15 protein-coding genes are annotated in these 15,225 nt (G+C 46.1%); all 15 read left to right on the forward strand.

All coding sequences use genetic code 11. The features are described from left to right. Nucleotides 1-14: 14 nt before the first annotated feature. Nucleotides 15-851: a spore cortex-lytic enzyme gene (sleB, locus tag MHI06_RS11515; protein WP_340401531.1), complete on the forward strand. Its 837-nt coding sequence runs from the start codon at nt 15-17 to the stop codon at nt 849-851. Nucleotides 852-979: 128 nt separating this feature from the next. Continuing rightward, nucleotides 980-2,260: a pitrilysin family protein gene (locus tag MHI06_RS11520; protein WP_169478451.1), complete on the forward strand. Its 1,281-nt coding sequence runs from the start codon at nt 980-982 to the stop codon at nt 2,258-2,260. Nucleotides 2,261-2,263: 3 nt separating this feature from the next. Then, nucleotides 2,264-3,544 carry a pitrilysin family protein gene (locus MHI06_RS11525; protein ID WP_169478450.1) on the forward strand — a complete coding sequence of 427 codons (1,281 nt, stop codon included), beginning with the start codon at nt 2,264-2,266 and terminating at the stop codon, nt 3,542-3,544. 1 nt (nt 3,545) lies between these two features. After that, a complete protein-coding gene (gene fabG, locus MHI06_RS11530; protein ID WP_026081137.1) occupies nt 3,546-4,316 on the forward strand; it encodes a 3-oxoacyl-ACP reductase FabG in 771 nt (256 codons plus the stop codon). A gap of 164 nt (nt 4,317-4,480) precedes the next feature. After that, a complete protein-coding gene (locus MHI06_RS11535; RefSeq protein WP_062833846.1) occupies nt 4,481-4,744 on the forward strand; it encodes a DUF3243 domain-containing protein in 264 nt (87 codons plus the stop codon). A gap of 197 nt (nt 4,745-4,941) precedes the next feature. Further along, entirely contained in the window at nt 4,942-5,709 is a 768-nt protein-coding gene (locus MHI06_RS11540) for a DUF3388 domain-containing protein (RefSeq protein ID WP_036609270.1), read from the forward strand. Between the two features lie 66 nt (nt 5,710-5,775). Continuing rightward, nucleotides 5,776-6,810 carry a RodZ family helix-turn-helix domain-containing protein gene (locus MHI06_RS11545; protein WP_340401532.1) on the forward strand — a complete coding sequence of 345 codons (1,035 nt, stop codon included), beginning with the start codon at nt 5,776-5,778 and terminating at the stop codon, nt 6,808-6,810. Nucleotides 6,811-6,883: 73 nt separating this feature from the next. Next, nucleotides 6,884-7,048, forward strand: a complete 165-nt coding sequence (locus MHI06_RS11550; RefSeq protein ID WP_167350848.1) for a hypothetical protein — start codon at nt 6,884-6,886, stop codon at nt 7,046-7,048. Nucleotides 7,049-7,202: 154 nt separating this feature from the next. Continuing rightward, nucleotides 7,203-7,694 (forward strand): YajQ family cyclic di-GMP-binding protein, encoded by a 492-nt coding sequence (locus tag MHI06_RS11555; protein WP_017689115.1) that lies wholly within the window; start codon nt 7,203-7,205, stop codon nt 7,692-7,694. Between the two features lie 320 nt (nt 7,695-8,014). Then, on the forward strand, nt 8,015-8,602 hold the full coding sequence (gene pgsA / locus MHI06_RS11560; RefSeq protein WP_062833849.1) for a CDP-diacylglycerol--glycerol-3-phosphate 3-phosphatidyltransferase: 588 nt from the start codon (nt 8,015-8,017) through the stop codon (nt 8,600-8,602). 109 nt (nt 8,603-8,711) lie between these two features. Further along, nucleotides 8,712-9,968: a competence/damage-inducible protein A gene (locus MHI06_RS11565; protein ID WP_062833850.1), complete on the forward strand. Its 1,257-nt coding sequence runs from the start codon at nt 8,712-8,714 to the stop codon at nt 9,966-9,968. A gap of 243 nt (nt 9,969-10,211) precedes the next feature. Then, nucleotides 10,212-11,276: a recombinase RecA gene (recA, locus tag MHI06_RS11570; protein WP_036609261.1), complete on the forward strand. Its 1,065-nt coding sequence runs from the start codon at nt 10,212-10,214 to the stop codon at nt 11,274-11,276. Between the two features lie 294 nt (nt 11,277-11,570). Then, the gene (locus MHI06_RS11575; protein ID WP_340401533.1) at nt 11,571-12,308 is read left to right on the forward strand and encodes a regulatory protein RecX; all 738 of its coding nucleotides are present in this window, start codon (nt 11,571-11,573) and stop codon (nt 12,306-12,308) included. A gap of 310 nt (nt 12,309-12,618) precedes the next feature. Beyond that, on the forward strand, nt 12,619-14,160 hold the full coding sequence (gene rny / locus MHI06_RS11580) for a ribonuclease Y (RefSeq protein ID WP_036609258.1): 1,542 nt from the start codon (nt 12,619-12,621) through the stop codon (nt 14,158-14,160). 164 nt (nt 14,161-14,324) lie between these two features. Continuing rightward, nucleotides 14,325-15,119 (forward strand): TIGR00282 family metallophosphoesterase, encoded by a 795-nt coding sequence (locus MHI06_RS11585; RefSeq protein WP_062833853.1) that lies wholly within the window; start codon nt 14,325-14,327, stop codon nt 15,117-15,119. Nucleotides 15,120-15,225 lie beyond the last annotated feature (106 nt).

Raw genomic sequence — 15,225 nt, forward strand, 5'->3', positions numbered from 1 at the left:
GTAGAGCACAGTCGATGCGAAAAATGAATCTATGGCTTTTCACTGCTATTTTGCTGATATCCGCATTGGGAATTCGTTATTTGCTTCCTGGGAATACAGCAACTGAAAGTTCAACCGAACATACACCACAGGTAGAAGAAAAGGCCTTGCCTACGTTTAGCAGCAGTACAGTGAAATATGGAAGTTACGGTCAGGATGTATATGAGCTTCAGGGGCGTCTGAAGTACCTGGGGTTTTACAATGGTAAAATCGACAGTAATTTTGGCAGCAGCACGCTGAAATCCGTTAAATGGTTTCAATCCGAGTTTGGCATGAAGGCAGATGGTGTGGTTGGATCGGAAACCAAGCTCAAGCTGTACAATGCTTCAACCAAATGGTCTCCAACAGAACCGCCACTTCATAAGGAATCCTCAGGTGGGGGTGGGGGTGGGGGCAGCAGCAACAACACAGCAGACAAAGAGCAGGATAATATGGGGTCTGCTAATGCACTTGGTCTCTCGGAGAATGAACTCAAAATTATGGCTAACGCAGTCTATGGTGAGGCCCGGGGGGAACCGTTCGAAGGTCAAGTTGCAGTAGCAGCAGTAATTCTGAATCGCGTAAATTCACCAAGTTTTCCAAGTACGCCCTCTGGCGTAATCTTTCAGCCAGGTGCATTTACGGCTGTAGCGGACGGACAGATATACCTGGAACCGAACGCACAAGCCAAAAAGGCAGTTGAACAAGCATTGAATGGCTGGGACCCGTCGGGCGGATGCCTCTATTATTTTAATCCGAAGACAGCAACATCCAAATGGATTTGGACCCGTCCACAGGTGAAAACAATCGGTCAGCATATTTTTTGTATGTGATGATGTTGGAAGCAACCAGAAGGCGTGACTTCGGTTGCTTCTTGCCTTTTGATTGGGTTAAAATGGTTGTTACGTTTAAGCTTGAACATAAGTACACGATAAATGACGCCGTAAAGGGGTTTTGACATTTGAATACATCAGGATTCGAACGAGGCAGCAAGAGAGAGTTTCGTATACATGTGCTTCCGACCAAACGTTTCAAAACGTTCGCTATATCGCTATATGCAGGAGTTCCTTTACGGGAAGATACGGTAACCAAAGTAGCGCTGACACCATTTGTTCTGCGGCGCGGCACGGAGTCCTATCCGGAAACAACGCAATTTCGTGAACAACTGGAACATCTGTATGGAGCCGGTTTTGGTTTTGACGTGTATAAACGCGGGGATTACCAGATTGTACAGTTCCGTATGGATACCATTAATGATTCCTTCGTTGGAGGGGATGAGCAGCTGCTGGATCGTTCATTTGCCTTCCTTGGAGAGGTTCTTACCCGACCTGCACAGGAAAATGGACATTTCAGGACGTCTTATGTACAAGCAGAGCGAGAGACGGTTCGGAAAAAGCTGGAGTCGATCGTGAATGATAAAATGCGCTATGCCGCTGAACGCAGTATTGAGGAAATGTGCAAGAACGAGCCGTATCGTCTTCACCCACTGGGAGAGCGCAAGGATCTGCCTGGGATTGAGCCTGACACACTGACTGCATCTTATCAAGAGTGGTTACAGCAGGCGAGTATGGATCTGTATGTGGTGGGTGATACGACACTGGAGGAGGTTGAGAACCTCGTTCAGCGTCATTTCAATGTGGATCGAACATCTTCTTCTGATTACCAGACACAGGCAGCGGTTCGAGGAGACAAGGAAGTAGAGACTGTAGTTGAGCGACTGAATGTGGGTCAGGGAAAACTTAATATGGGACTTCGCACATCGATCACCTATGGAGATCCTCAGTATGCAGCAGCACTAATGTACAACGGGATTCTCGGCGGGTATCCGCATTCCAAGCTGTTTGTGAATGTACGTGAAAAAGAAAGCCTGGCGTATTACGCGTCTTCGCGCTATGACGGACATAAGGGCATTGCGACGATTCAATCCGGGATTGAAATCCCCAACTATGAGAAGGCTGTCACCATCATCAAACAACAGCTGGAAGAAATGAAAAGTGGAACCATCAGTGATCTGGAAATGTCCCAAACCAAAGCGATGATTCGTAACCTGCTTAAGGAAATGCAGGATTCTGCCTTTGAAATGATCGCTTATGATTTCAATCGGCAGTTGTCTGGCAAAGAGAGAACAGCTGAAGAATTGTTGGCTCAGGTAGAACACATTAGCAAGGAAGATGTTCGTGAGGCGGCAGAACAATTCCGTCTGGATACGATTTATTTCTTGCGGGACGAGAAGGAGGAATAATCGGTGGAGAGCATTCGGTATGAGCATTTGCAGGAGACACTATATTACGAAGTGATGGATAACGGACTGCATGTCTATATTTTGCCTAAACCGGGATTCCAGAAAACGTATGCAACGTTTGCAACCAAGTATGGATCGGTGGATAATCATTTTCAGGTTGAAGGGCAGGAAGAAGTGAAGGTCCCGGATGGGATTGCGCATTTTCTGGAGCATAAAATGTTCGAAGAACCAACGGGCGATATTTTTGCGACGTTTGCGTCTCATGGTGCCTCAGCTAACGCCTTTACAAGCTTTGATCAGACGGTTTATTTGTTTTCAGCGACCGAATATGTGAATGAAAATATACAAACATTAGTCGACTTTGTGCAAAATCCTTACTTCACGGATCAAAATGTGGAAAAGGAAAAAGGCATTATTGGACAGGAAATTAACATGTACGCAGATAATCCGGATTGGCGTGTTTATTTTGGACTGATCGAAGCCATGTATCAGAAACATCCGGTGCATATCGATATCGCAGGAACGGTGGAATCCATCAGTACGATCACGAAGGAAACGCTGTATTCCTGCTATAATTCCTTTTATCACCCGAGCAATATGCTCTTGTTCGTGGTGGGTGGTGTAGACCCCCAGCAAGTCATTGATATGGTTCGTTCGAACCAGGAACAGAAGGATTATAAGCCACAGGGGAGTATTCAACGCTTCTTTGAACAGGAGCCTGAGCACGTAGGAGAAGCTAGAAGGGAAGCGAAACTGGCGGTTTCCCTGCCCAAATGTTTATTTGGATTTAAAGAGACGGACGTTGGACTCACTGGAGAAAAACTGTTACGGCGAGATACGACAACGCAGTTGATGATGGATCTTCTGTTCGGCTCAAGCACGCGGCTATTTCAAAAGCTCTACGATGAAGACCTGATCTCGGACAGCTTTGGACATGAGTATAACAGTTCGCCGCAATACGCGTTTTCAGCCATTGGTGGTGATACGAAAGACCCGGATCAACTGCTCGCGCGCGTACGTGAAGAAGTGGATGCTATTGTGCAAAAAGGGTTTGATTCTACGGATTTCGAACGTTCACGTAAAAAGAAAATAGGCGGATATTTGCGTATGCTCAATTCTCCGGAGAACATTGCACATGAATTTACACGTCAGCAATTCCGTGGCGGTGATTTCTTCAATATGCTTCCGCTCTACGAATCGATTACACTGGAAGATGTGAATCTCAGACTGAGAGAGCATATTCGTTGGGATCAACTGGCTGTATCGCTAGTCGTGAGTCCTTGATATGGAGAGGGGAACAGGACAATTGAAGGCAATCGGGGAAATGACTGTACTGGTTACTGGAGCAAGCGGTGGCATCGGAGCGGCTATCGCAGAACGTTTCGCCAGAGTCGGGATGAATGTTGTAATACACTATATGAAATCGCATGAAGCAGCAAATGAAGCGGCCCGACGATGCATGGAACAGGGCAGTGGCAAGATCATGACCGTGTCTGCGGATCTTCGCAGCCGGGAACAGATTGAACGTATGCGTGAGAAGCTGGAGTCACACAATCTCATGCCAGATATCCTTGTAAACAACGCAGGAATCTCGCACTATGGAATGTTGTCTGATGTTACAGAGGAGATCTGGGACGAAGTGATGGCGATTAACCTGAAAGGTACGTTTATGTGTACACAGGAAATGATGCCTCACATGATCTCCCAAAGGTATGGCCGAATCATTAATGTGTCGTCGATCTGGGGCCTGTCTGGTGCCTCTTGTGAGGTGTTGTATTCCACAACAAAGGGCGGGGTAAATGCATTCACCAAGGCCCTTGCTAAAGAACTGGCACCTTCTGGAGTAACGGTGAATGCTGTGGCTCCTGGCGCAGTTCAGACATCCATGTTGAACCATCTGGATCAAAGTGAACTGAAGATGCTGGAAGAGGAAATCCCGGCGGGAAGACTTGCACAACCTGATGAAATCTCATCACTGGTTTATTTTCTGGCCCTCCCTGAATCGGGTTATATCAATGGCCAGATCATCAGTCCAAATGGTGGATGGTTAACGTAAAACAGCAAGAAAACTTGACTGGTTGTGAACGAAACAGGTGAAGGTTGCTTGAGAAGCGACCCTCTTCCGGATTATTTTCAAAATGCTCGTATATAAAATGTCTCGAAAGCACATATTACAACTGTTGATTTTAAATCTCATGCGACAGCTAAGGAGGATTTATCATGTCAACAGAAAAAACAGTGCTCTCCAGTTTTGACACATGGAAGAAGTTCCTGGGTGACCGCGTACTGCAAGCGGAGAAGATGGGGATGAGTGAAGATACCATTAACAAACTTGCGTATGAAATCGGTGACTTCCTCGATGAGAAAGTCGATCCGGCGAACCATTCCAACCGGGCATTGAAAGAATTATGGGATGTCGGCGATGCAGATGAGCGTCGTACGATTGCGTGCCTGATGGTCAAATTGGCCAAACAAAACGCATAAGATTTCAGATGAAGAGCTCCCGCAAGGGGGCTTTTCTCTAATGATTACAAACGGATTACAGAGCTGTTCTTGTAATTCATTTTCATTTTATATATCATTAACGTGACCCATTTTTAGAAGATGTCTCAGATTGTTGTCCAGTGGACACGTTCTGTTGCTGTCGAATAATGTGGAATAATGCATTACGGGGTGTTGAAATGGAATCTAAACAATGGTACATGGAATATAAAATACATAAGAACAGACCCGGTTTGTTAGGCGATATTGCCTCTATGCTGGGGATGCTTGAAGTGAATATATTGACCATTAACGGTGTTGAAGGCAAAACTCGAGGCATGCTGCTTGAATCGGATGATGATGAAAAAATCCGTTTGCTTGGTGAAATGCTTGGCAAAGTAAACAGCATCACCGTATCGGCTTTGCGTCAACCTAAATTGGTGGATATTTTGGCCGTGCGTCATGGCAGATACATTGACCGTGACTCAGATGATCGCAAGACATTTCGTTTTACACGAGATGAACTTGGGTTACTTGTGGACTTTTTGGGTGAAGTATTTAAGAGGGAAGGCAATCAGGTCATCGGTTTGCGCGGAATGCCTCGTGTTGGCAAAACGGAGTCTATTATTGCGGGTAGCGTATGTGCAATGAAGCGATGGACGTTTGTTTCCTCCACACTTCTTCGTCAGACGATAAGGAGTCAAATGTCCGAAGACGAATTGAACCCGAACAATGTCTTCATCATTGACGGAATTGTAAGTACGATTCGTTCCAGTGAGCGGCATTACAACCTGTTGCAGGATATTATGTCCATGCCTAGCACCAAAGTTATTGAACATCCGGATATTTTTGTACAGGAATCCGAATATGATTTTAATGATTTTGATATTATTATTGAATTGCGTAACATTCCGAATGAAGAAATTATTTATGATACGTTTACGGCTAGCTACACCGACGAATTGTAAGGAACCGTACGGAATCATGGAATAGATTAGTAACAACTCAAGAGATAAACATAAGGAGGAGATGGCATGTCTGAACTGGGTCAGCAGTTAAGAGAGGCCCGGCTGCAAAAAGGGATGAGTCTTGACGATGTACAGGAAATGACAAAAATTCGCAAGAGGTATCTGGAGGCCATAGAAGCAGGAGACTACAAAGTGCTGCCGGGCAGCTTCTATGTGCGTGCATTCATTAAAACCTATGCGGAGACTGTGGGACTGAACCCTGATGAGCTGCTGGAGGGACATAAAAAAGACGTACCGGCAGAAGAGGCGGAAGCAACGATGGAACCGGTTATTCAGAAGCGTTCCAGCCGTCCGGTTGAACGTAGTAATCGATGGATGTCTGTCGCACTGATGTGGACCTTCCCGATTCTGATTGTCGTTTTATTGTATGCATACGTTGTGTTGAACAAGGATGATCCTGCAGATAATCCGGGGCTGGATTCGGTCAAAATTACTGACAGTCAGGAACAGCCTGAGGATAAACCGGATCAACCTGCCGACAACGGACAGGCGTCTAACCCTCCTGCGACGGATTCAGGCACTGAAGGTACTGGTGAAGGTGACGCTGGTGGTAACGGTGGCGGTACGGACACAGAAGGACAGACAGACGGTCAAACGGATGGAACTGAGGAAGAACCAGAACCACCTGTCGATAATTCATCTTCTACTGTAACGGTTGCAGAAGATGGGAAATCAGGAAATATTACGAACTTTAAAGTTAACGGAAGTGCAGGCCAGCCCGTAACGGTTACGATTAAAGCAACAGGCCATAGCTGGCTGGAAGTTTACAAAGGTGAAAACTCTAGCGGAGAGAAACTGGAGTATGGTAATACTGCCGAAGGCGACAGCTTTACCTTTGAGCTGGATAGTGCAGGCATGTACATTAAGTCCGGTTACGCTGCTGCGACCACGATTGAGGTGGGGGGGCAAGTTGTAACGGATGGCAAAGCGACCAATCGGATCCGTCTGCAGCTTGGTGAAGACAGTGGCAGTACTGCTTCATCCACAGGCGTTGAAAATGGATCAACGGACAGTACAGAAGGTACCACTGGTAGCGAATAACCGGGTCAACCGCAGGAGACAATAACGTTGTCTTAACTTGCAGTTAACTTTTGGTGAAGTGAGGTGGATGGCTATGACAGTCAGCTGGATCGTAACCGGTTTAGGGATCATTGTCAGCCTCCTGGGTTATTACCTGACTCCAAGTGCTTGGGGTTACGGAATATTGGGTTTTGGACTTGCACATGTGCTTCTGGGTGTGCTCGATATGTTCAGACAGCCCAACCGCAGCCGCTATTAGTTGGAAGCTGGGCCAGCAAGCATTTTTGGCAGCCACTTCATGTGGAGGTCAAAAATGCTTTTTTCTTTGTACAACATGGCTTGAAATTAGACTTTTGCTTAAGGTATCCTCTATAATGTTACAGAACATACGATTAACTGAAAGGGTGACTGGTTTGAGTTCAGAAAATTCATTTGATATCGTGTCCAAAATGGACTTGCAAGAACTGACAAATGCCGTTACACAAACCGAGAAGGAAATTGGCACTCGTTATGACTTCAAGGGCAGCAAGAGCAGTCTGAAACTGGATAAGGATGCGTTAACGATCGTATCTGATGATGAGACCAAACTCAAGGCTGTCATTGATGTGCTGCAATCCAAAATGGCGAAGCGTGGTCTACCATTGAAAAACATTGATTATGCCAAAGTAGAGCCAGCGTCTTCTGGTACAGTCCGTCAGCGTTTGAATTTCAAACAGGGCATTGATCAGGACATCGCTAAGAAAATCAATATCCTGATTCGGGACTCCAAGATGAAAGTGAAGAGTCAGATTCAGGGAGACCAGCTGCGGGTAACTGGTAAGAGTAAAAATGATTTGCAAGCAGTAATGCAGCTGCTAAATGGTGCTAACCTGCCTCTGGATTTGCAATATACAAATTTCAAGTAATATGGCCTTTTTGTAGCAAAAGTGTTTTTTGACACGTTATTGGGCGTATATTATACTAAGTGTGCATTGCTGGCAGTCATGCATCAAGTCCAGTCCTCATCGTTTGCTGACTTTGTGAAAAGCAGTACATCTTTTGGAAGTCACCGGAACGTTTAAAGCGGTTTTGCTTTTGAGCGGTTGACTTTATTTTTTGCGTTTCTACATAGTGGGATCATGTTCATTTGGATTGACATTGAAACTGTACATTTCATGTTCCGGATGATGATAACGGGATTATGATGAATGTTTGGAGTAATGGAGGATATGAGGGAGGGCGTCTTGTGAATTTACCCAACCGGATTACGCTTGCACGAATTTGCTTAATCCCTTTTTTGATGGTGTTCCTGCTCGTGGATTTTCCATTTTATCCAGAGCCGCTTCAGCTTGGAAGCTTTTCGCTTCCGTATAATCAACTGATTGCTGCTGTTATTTTTATCATCGCCGCAAGCACAGATGGAATTGATGGATATCTTGCGCGGAAAAATAACATGGTTACCAATCTGGGGAAACTGCTCGATCCACTCGCAGACAAGCTGTTAGTTACTGCAGTATTGATCTCGCTTGTGGAGATGGGCAAGCTGGATTCCTGGATTGCAGTTGTTATTATTAGTCGTGAGTTTGCAGTCACCGGCTTGCGTCAAATTGCATTGCTGGATGGTTCGGTTGTTGCCGCCAGTGCGTGGGGTAAGCTGAAAACGGTAGTGCAGATTGTGGCGATTGTGCTGTTGCTGTTGAACAATTTCCCGTTTTCATACACGGGTATTCACGTCGATATTATCGCGGTATGGGCAGCAGCGCTTATTACCATCTGGTCGGGTATCGATTACTTTATCAAAAACAAAAACCTGCTTCATTTAACAAAAGCATAATTATTTGTTGATAAAATGGGTAATCATGAAGGAAGCATTGGGTCAGGGGCAATAGGAATTTATCCTATTGCCCTTTGATCACTCACCATGTGTACAAGGAGGATGCTCAATGAAGGCAGAAATCATTGCAGTTGGCACAGAGCTACTGCTTGGACAAATCGTCAATACCAATGCCAGATACCTATCCCGTGAATTGGCTGCGATGGGGATCGATGTATATTTCCAAACGGTGGTTGGGGATAACCTGAATCGGCTCAGTGAAGCCATTCGCATTGCGCAGGGCCGCGCAGACGTTATTTTATTCTCCGGCGGCATTGGGCCTACCCAAGATGATCTGACCAAGGATGCGCTTGCAGCTGTTCTTAACCGGAAATTGCATATCGATCGAATGGCTATGGACAAAATCGAGAGCTTTTTCAGAGATCGTAATGTCGATATGACAGAGAATAACCGACGTCAGGCGATCGTTATTGATGGCGGGACACCTCTGGCCAATGAAACAGGTCTTGCGGCAGGAAATGCGATCTCTGACAATGATAAATATTATGTTGTGATGCCTGGACCACCTAAAGAGCTGATTCCAATGTTTGAACAGGAAGTCAAGCCTTGGCTGTTCCAGCATGTACTCACAGAAGAAATGCCGATCTATTCCCGAATGCTCAAATTCGCAGGTATTGGTGAATCTGCTCTGGAAGATCGACTTCTGGATCTGATTGACGCGCAGACAGACCCTACGATTGCTCCTTACGCGAGCGAAGGTGAAGTTACAGTACGTGTCTCCACCAAGGCCGCCAGTGAGGGAGAGGCGAAGCTGAAGCTGGATGCGATGGAGGTCCAGATTCGGGAGCGTTTGACAGAACATCTCTACGCGAACGAGGATGTGCCTATAGAGTACACAATTGTAACTATGATGTCTGACATGGGTCTGACGCTTAGCGCTGCTGAGAGCTGTACAGGAGGGCTTGTCATGCAAAGTCTGACTTCTGTACCCGGAAGTGCGTCGATGCTTAAAGGTGGCATTGTGTGTTACTCCAATGAAATTAAAGAAAAGCTGCTGAATGTGCCTCATGATTATCTGGAAGGTGAAGATGCACCTGGGGCAGTAAGTCCGGAGGTTGCAAAAGTGCTTGCCGAACAGATCCGCATGATTGGCGATGCTGACTTTGGCCTGGCCGTTACCGGTGTAGCTGGACCGGGATATTCAGAACGCAAGCCACCTGGACTTGTCTTTATTGCTCTTGCTGAACGTGGAAAAGAAACGGAAATTCATGAGCTGCGCATCAATGGTAATCGTGAGACGGTTCGCATTCGTTCAGCTAAAGCGATTCTCTATCGCTTATGGCAAAAACTTGTGGCAATGGATTGATTAGTTAACCACTTGGATTGCATTTATAGTTCCAAGCAAGTATAATTAAGGAAGACGGAAGAACCGTAGAATTAGGCTTTACAGCCTTGTTTACGGTTCTTTTTTCTGTTTAATGGAAAGTTTCTTAGAGGAAGAGGCGCCTCGGCCTTTACAAAAAAAACGAATGTATGTTCGAAAAAAAGCTTGGCAAACGTGTTAAAACAAGGTATCATTATCTTATAAACAGTAAAGGGTGTGAGCTTATTGTCAGACCGTCGTGCCGCGCTTGATATGGCGCTCCGTCAAATAGAGAAGCAATTTGGTAAAGGATCCATCATGAAACTGGGTGAGTCCACTCATATGAACGTGGAAATTATTCCCAGCGGTTCCTTGGCTTTGGATATTGCATTAGGAACAGGCGGCTTGCCTAAAGGCCGTATTGTTGAAATATATGGACCTGAATCCTCTGGTAAAACAACCGTAGCATTGCATGCTATCGCTGAAGTACAAAGAGCGGGTGGACAAGCTGCATTTATCGATGCCGAGCATGCTCTTGACCCACAATACGCAAGCAAATTGGGTGTTAATATTGATGAATTGCTTCTGTCTCAGCCAGATACGGGTGAGCAAGGGCTGGAAATTGCAGAAGCTCTTGTACGCAGTGGTGCAGTAGATATCGTCGTTATTGACTCTGTAGCCGCATTGGTTCCAAAAGCAGAGATTGAAGGCGAAATGGGTGATTCACACGTTGGTTTGCAAGCGCGTTTGATGTCTCAGGCGCTGCGTAAACTGTCTGGTGCAATCAGTAAATCCAAAACAATCGCAATCTTCATTAACCAGCTTCGTGAGAAAGTCGGCGTTATGTTTGGTAACCCGGAAACAACACCTGGTGGTCGTGCTCTGAAGTTTTATTCCACAGTACGTCTGGATGTGCGTCGTATTGAGAGTATCAAATCAGGCAATGACATGATTGGTAACCGTACTCGTATTAAAGTGGTGAAAAACAAAGTGGCACCTCCGTTTAAACAAGCGGAAGTGGATATCATGTATGGCGAGGGTATCTCGAGAGAAGGCAGTATCATTGACATTGGTACAGAGCTGGACATCGTTAATAAAAGTGGTGCATGGTACTCCTACGAAGGCGAGCGTTTAGGACAAGGCCGTGAGAACGCGAAGCAGTTCATGAAAGAGCATAAAGATATTGCTGACATCATTGAACAAAAAATTCGTGTAGCCAGTAACTTGGTTACTGCAGTCCCTGCGCCAACTAGTGAAGAGCAACAAAAAGAAGCAGCAGAAGAACAAGAATTGTTTGAAATCAACGAGTAATCCTCCTGATTCCTCCCTTACAGGGAGGTACCCGAGGGTGTTGCCCTCTGGACTTCGTAAACTTGTCTGATTGAGCTTGGCTCGATCTGGATAAGAGATTATGGTGGGAGTGCTCTCGTTGTCTAACAGCCCCTGTCCCAATGGACAGGGGCTGTTAGCACGCTGACTGTCAGCGGTAAGTGTAGAGATAAAGGTCGGGCTGAGTTCCCGGCCTTTTGTATTAGCATTCGCTGTCTTCTGTGAAGATGCGCTTAGTGTAGTCAAAATGAAAATGTTATGAAAGGGGAGACCTGAATGGATCAACATGACGAGGATTTATATGAAGAAGCAGAACAGGATGGCCTATCCCAATTTCCGGACAACGAAGAACTTATTATTACACGTGTAGAACGAACGAAGAGCAGGCAAGCTCGTTATCGAATCACTTTTGGCATCCACTCCATTACGGTTCTTGAAGATGTAATGATTAAATACAGGATGACGCAAGGCAATACGTTCATGAAAAAGGATCTGGAAGAAATCATTTTAGCTGACGAGCGACAGCGGACGTATGCACAGTCTCTGCGCTTTTTGGAGCATAAACCGCGTACGCGTCATGAGTTAAGTCAGAAACTTCGGCAGAAGGAGTTTGCTGCACCTTTGATTGAAGAGACGCTGGATCGGCTTGAGCAGGAGAACCTGGTGGATGACGATCTATTTGCGAAGGAATGGACAAGACAGCGTATGGAGGGCAAGCGGAAGGGAAAACTGTGGATAAGGCAAGAGCTGCGTCAAAAGGGCATTGCCAATGATCTCATTGTTGAGGCACTAGAGGGTATTAGTACAGATGCGGAATTTGAGACTGCTCTGAGCGCCGGACGCAAAAAGTGGAATCAGGTCAAAGGGGACGTCAAAGAGAAGAAACATAAAACGCTTCCCTTCCTAATGAGACGTGGTTTTTCAATGGATATGGTGCGCCGGGTCGTGAATTGTTTAATTGAAGAAGATGAGGCTGGAGACCCTGAAGATGACGAAGCGTTGTTATGGGATTAGCAGACTAGAGTCTCTATACTGCATTCTCTTGACAATTTCTTTCGTCAAATACTAAAATGGACATGAGTCTGTAAGAAATGGACAACCCTTTTTCCTTCCAAAAAAGCGGTTTCGGTTTCTTAAGATTTATACCATTCTTAATTATGGGTTCGCTGGAAACAGTGAATAGTACGTGGAAACATGTACATGTGAAATGAAAATCGGCGGGGGATCGCCGTGAGTATTCGTTATTCCCAAACATATGTAAGGTTTGAAAACTGCAAATTGACCCAAGGAATGCCTTGGAGGAACCAACGAGGAGGTGAACAGTATGAATCCTGCAATCACGATCGCTCTCGTTGTGGCCGCGCTAATCATTGGGTTCGGAGTAGGGTATTTTATTCGCAAATCTCTTGCAGAGGCTAAAATCTCTAGTGCGGAACAAGCTGCCGTACAAATCGTGGAGAACGCGAAGAAAGAGGCAGAGGCACTGAAGAAAGAAACGGTGCTGGAAGCGAAGGATGAAATCCATCGCATTCGTGCTGAAGCTGAAAAAGACACTCGTGAACGTCGGAATGAAATTCAACGACAAGAAAGACGATTGTTGCAAAAAGAAGAGTCGCTGGATAAAAAATTGGAATCACTCGAACGTAAAGAAGAGCAAGTGGCTAACAAAGAGAAACGAATTGATGAGACTCAGCAGCAGATCGAAATGATCTACAAAAACCAGGTGACGGAGCTGGAACGTATATCCAACCTCACTATGGAAGACGCACGCAGTATCATACTGTCCAACGTAGAACAGGAAGTTCGTCATGAGACGGCTCAAATGATCAAGGACATTGAACAACAAGCGAAGGAAGAAGCGGACAAAAAGTCCCGCGAGATTATTACACTCGCCATCCAACGTTGTGCGGCTGACCACGTAGCGGAAACAACCGTATCTGTTGTTACCCTGCCAAATGAAGAAATGAAAGGCCGGATTATCGGTCGTGAAGGACGTAACATCCGTGCGCTTGAAACCCTTACAGGGATTGACCTCATTATCGATGATACGCCAGAAGCTGTTATTCTGTCGGGCTTTGACCCGATTCGCCGTGAAATCGCCCGTACTGCCCTGGAGAAACTGGTGGCTGATGGACGTATTCACCCGGCACGGATTGAAGAGATGGTTGAGAAATCCCGCAAGGAAGTGGATGAGCGCATCCGTGAATACGGTGAGCAAGCTACCTTTGAAGTGGGCGTGCATGGTCTGCATCCGGATCTGATCAAAATTTTGGGCCGGTTGAAGTTCCGTACAAGTTACGGTCAGAACGTCTTGAAACATTCCATGGAAGTCGCTTATCTGGCTGGACTGATGGCTGGCGAACTCGGAGAAGACGTAACTCTGGCAAGACGTGCAGGTCTATTGCATGACATCGGTAAAGCGCTGGATCACGAAGTGGAAGGATCACACGTCGAAATTGGCGTGGAACTGGCGAAGAAATACAAAGAACATCCGGTTGTAATCAACAGTATCGCGTCCCATCACGGAGATTGCGAAGCGACTTCGGTCATTGCCATGTTGGTTGGCGCAGCAGATGCGCTCTCCGCAGCAAGACCAGGCGCACGCCGCGAAACGCTGGAAACGTATATCAAACGACTGGAGAAGCTGGAAGAGATCTCAGAATCCTTCGAAGGTGTCGAGAAATCGTACGCCATTCAGGCCGGACGCGAAGTTCGCGTTATGGTACAGCCTGAGAAGATCGATGATGCTGAAGCCTTCCGCTTAGCCCGTGACATCACGAAGATGATTGAGAATGAACTCGACTATCCGGGTCACATCAAAGTCACCGTCATCCGGGAAACCCGTGCGGTTGAATACGCAAAATAGAGCAAAACGGAAAAGTGGCCGCAGTAGTGGGCCACTTTTCCTGTTGATAGCCTGTTAAAAGGCTTTTTGTACAAACTAACAAATTATGGAGCATGAGATAGAGTCCTGCAAAGGTTCAACATTCGAAGAAGAGGACTTTGCAGGAATTGAGGAGGCAGTAATCAATGAAAGTTTTGTTTATTGGTGACATTGTAGGCAACGTGGGACGTAAAGCATTAAAGGAAAATTTACCGTACCTGAAATCGAAGTATAAGCCACATGTGGTCATTGTAAATGGTGAAAATGCGGCAGCGGGTCGCGGAATTACCGGTGCAATCGCGAATGAGTTTTTCAACTGGGGTGTACATGGTATTACACTTGGTAATCATACCTGGGACAATAAGGATATTTTTGATTTTATAGATGATGAGCCGCGCATGATTCGTCCAGCGAACTTTCCACCAGGAACACCCGGACGAGGATACACGGTTGTCAAAGGTGAAGGAAAAGAGCTAGCGATTGTCAATCTGCAAGGAAGAACGTTCCTGCCTGCCCTGGATTGTCCATTCCGTGTGGCTGATGAGATTGTAGACGAGCTACGCCAAGACTATAAATGTATTCTGGTCGATATGCATGCCGAAGCGACGTCAGAAAAGATTGCCATGGGATGGCATCTGGATGGACGTGCGTCGCTCGTTGTAGGTACACATACGCATGTGCAGAGTAACGATGATCGGATTTTGCCTGGAGGAACGGCTTACTTGACAGATGCGGGCATGGTAGGGCCGCGTGACGGCATATTGGGCATGGAGCGTGAGGCCGTACTACGTAAGTTCTACACTCAGCTCCCTGTACGTTTCGTTGTGGATGACGGCAAATGGCATTTCCATGGTGTCTTAGTAGAAATTGATGAAGCCACAGGTGCGGCAACACGCATCGAAAAAATTCGTCTGATGGAGGACGAGTGGCGCATGGAATAGGGGTATTGTCCCATTTTGCAGGGAAACCCGTCTAAAAAGAAGGAATTTTTTTGCCTCCCGCGAATAACATCTAGTAAGTGGAAACAAACTTTCAACATTCCCAGGG

The organism is Paenibacillus sp. FSL H8-0079 (genome assembly GCF_037991315.1).
Classification (GTDB): domain Bacteria; phylum Bacillota; class Bacilli; order Paenibacillales; family Paenibacillaceae; genus Paenibacillus.

Coding starts and splice junctions, on each gene's coding strand:
- MHI06_RS11545 (WP_340401532.1), top strand. CDS start 5,776: ATGTCTGAACTGGGTCAGCAGTTAAGAGAGGCCCGGCTGCAAAAAGGG.
- MHI06_RS11540 (WP_036609270.1), top strand. CDS start 4,942: ATGGAATCTAAACAATGGTACATGGAATATAAAATACATAAGAACAGA.
- sleB (WP_340401531.1), top strand. CDS start 15: ATGCGAAAAATGAATCTATGGCTTTTCACTGCTATTTTGCTGATATCC.
- rny (WP_036609258.1), top strand. CDS start 12,619: ATGAATCCTGCAATCACGATCGCTCTCGTTGTGGCCGCGCTAATCATT.
- MHI06_RS11575 (WP_340401533.1), top strand. CDS start 11,571: ATGGATCAACATGACGAGGATTTATATGAAGAAGCAGAACAGGATGGC.
- fabG (WP_026081137.1), top strand. CDS start 3,546: ATGGAGAGGGGAACAGGACAATTGAAGGCAATCGGGGAAATGACTGTA.
- MHI06_RS11550 (WP_167350848.1), top strand. CDS start 6,884: ATGACAGTCAGCTGGATCGTAACCGGTTTAGGGATCATTGTCAGCCTC.
- MHI06_RS11565 (WP_062833850.1), top strand. CDS start 8,712: ATGAAGGCAGAAATCATTGCAGTTGGCACAGAGCTACTGCTTGGACAA.
- MHI06_RS11535 (WP_062833846.1), top strand. CDS start 4,481: ATGTCAACAGAAAAAACAGTGCTCTCCAGTTTTGACACATGGAAGAAG.
- MHI06_RS11585 (WP_062833853.1), top strand. CDS start 14,325: ATGAAAGTTTTGTTTATTGGTGACATTGTAGGCAACGTGGGACGTAAA.